At 48.5% G+C, this 2,383-nt stretch carries 1 protein-coding gene; it reads right to left on the reverse strand.

Annotated features, from left to right (window positions below; all coding sequences use genetic code 11):
- Positions 1–247: 247 nt before the first annotated feature.
- Entirely contained in the window at positions 248–1,882 is a 1,635-nt protein-coding gene (locus BWI93_RS27135) for a glycoside hydrolase family 28 protein (RefSeq protein ID WP_094817067.1), read from the reverse strand.
- Positions 1,883–2,383: the final 501 nt, after the last annotated feature.

Consider the following 2,383-nt stretch of genomic DNA (forward strand, 5'->3'; position numbering starts at 1 on the left):
CGCGTTGTCCGTAGCATTTGCTACGGACGCAAACGTTGGTAGGCTGTGCCTACCGGACTGGACGCACCCCGCATTTCATACGGGCTGTTGAGTTCGAACTAGTGCAAGATTCATGGGTAAAGACGTTTTAATTTATAGACGTATATATATAAGAGTTAGTGCATGCCAAACGATCCGTTCGCTTATCAGATTAAGCGAACGGATCGTTTGGCATACCCGCACAACCAGGCTCGGATGACAAACTTTTCTACTTTAACGAAAAGGCCTTTGCTCCGTTGGCAAAGACGGTCTGATTGGTCTGAACGTCCGTTTTTTGTATATGAATATCCTGACTGCGTTCGCCGTTTACCGAAAATAGAATCGGCATCTTACCCGCGTATTCGACTGAATTAAACGTAAGGTGCTGACTATTTTCAATAAAGACCAGCGGCTCAACTGTATTCGTTACCAGTTGTACCTGATCGAGACTAATCCCGCGGGCGTCAATGAGTTCTACACCCCGTTCAGTTTCCAGAATCAGGTTTTTCATACGCACCTGCTGAATGGGCATTTCAGGTAATCCACGAACGAAAACCCCCTTTTTAGCTCCCTGACACACGACATTTTCAAAGACCATATTTCTAAAAACGGGTGTGCCTTCATTGACAATGGGTCGCTCGTCGCGGGGGCTGTCGGTCGCGAATTTTACGAAGTAGTACATATCAAAAAAGATGGCCTCCTGAGCAATGTCTTTCATGAAAATGTTACGGGCGTAGATATGTTCAACCACGCCGCCCCGACCCCGTACGGATTTGAACCGCAGCCCTTTATCCGTTCCCATGAAGGTACAGTTGGATACAAACAGATACCGGGCTCCGCCGCTCATTTCACTGCCTACCACAAAACCGCCGTGACCATTATAAACGATGTTGTTACGAATGATTCCGTTTTCGGTCGGAACGCCGCGTTTACGGCCTTCTTCGTCTTTCCCCGATTTGATGCAAATGGCGTCATCGCCTACATCGAGCGAGCAGTCTTCTACGAGAAAGTTTTTGCAGGATTCAATGTCCATACCGTCTCCATTGTGAGCGTATTCCGGATTTTTAACGGTCAGCTTACGCAGCGTCAGGTGCTGGCAAAGGAGCGGATGCAGACACCAGGCCGGAGAATTCTGGAAGGTGAGTCCTTCGAGTAACACCTTTTTGCATCGCAACAACACGACCAGATTGGGACGTAGAAAATCCTTCATGTCAGCAAAGTCGGAAAGGGATTTGCCCGACGTCAGGAGCATACTTTTATTCTCCTGACTGGCTGTTTTAAAAGCGACACTCGGGTACCAGGTTTTCTGGTCATCGCTCAACACGCCGCCGGAAGCTAATTTTTCCTTCCATTGCGAATCGGTTAGCTGACGCTGATGGACGGCTCGCCAGACATCGCCGTTACCGTCTACGATACCCTGACCGGTCAGGGCCACATTTTCCAGATCCGTACCCGAGATGGGGGACTGGTTACGGGCGGCCGCTTTACCTTCGTAAAAGCCTTCGGTTAAAGCATATTGTGATTTATCCGGCGTGAAAAGCAACGTCGCAGCTTTTTTCAGGTGCAGGTTGACGTTACTTTTCAGAACGACCGGACCACTCATCCACAAACCCGCTGGAATCACGACAACCCCACCGCCTTTCTGACTACACTCGGCAATGGCCCGGTTGATGGCTTTCGTATTCAGCGTCAGACCATCGCCTTTGGCTCCGTAGGAAGTAACCAGAAAGGTATCGGCCCGAAAGCGGGGCTGGTCGATCACGGGTAGATTCTCCCAACTGTAGGTCTGCTGAGCCTGAGCGAAGAATGGCTGTAGCAGTAAACCTAAACTGGCCAACCGGAGTAAAAAAGGGATTCGCAACATAGCTGAAAAATTAGCCTTTAGGCAATCTTGACTGTACAGAAAATAAACGGCTGTAGGGGTCTATGTAAGGGGTAGTACTCGCAAGCAATATCAAAAGAATTCGAACGGAAATACGAAATGGGTAAACCAGCGATGCTTACCTCGGGCGGACCGAGCAGATAACGCAAATGACGGCTAATGCCTGTCGGTACTGGTGAGCGTAAACATGCCTTAGTTGAAAGAAAGACGCTAGAGGGAATAGGTGCCCCTTACTTTATTGCCTGCCCAGAGCGTCTAGTTCAGCTTCTCTGGGTGTTGTCGCTTGGAAGTGTTTCTAAAAAAGATCTTTTTATATCGTCTTGAATAGAAGGAATTTTCTACTCATCACTACGACCGACTATTAGTCTATTTCTATTCCAAGGCAGAGTAAGCTCTACCCTTTTGGAAATAAATTTGTTATTCACCTAGACTGAGTTTGGTCCTCCTTACTGGCTGTTCGGTAGCCCCTGAGCCTTCCAGGCT

This window comes from Siphonobacter sp. BAB-5385, assembly GCF_002261125.1.
Classification (GTDB): Bacteria; Bacteroidota; Bacteroidia; order Cytophagales; family Spirosomataceae; genus Siphonobacter.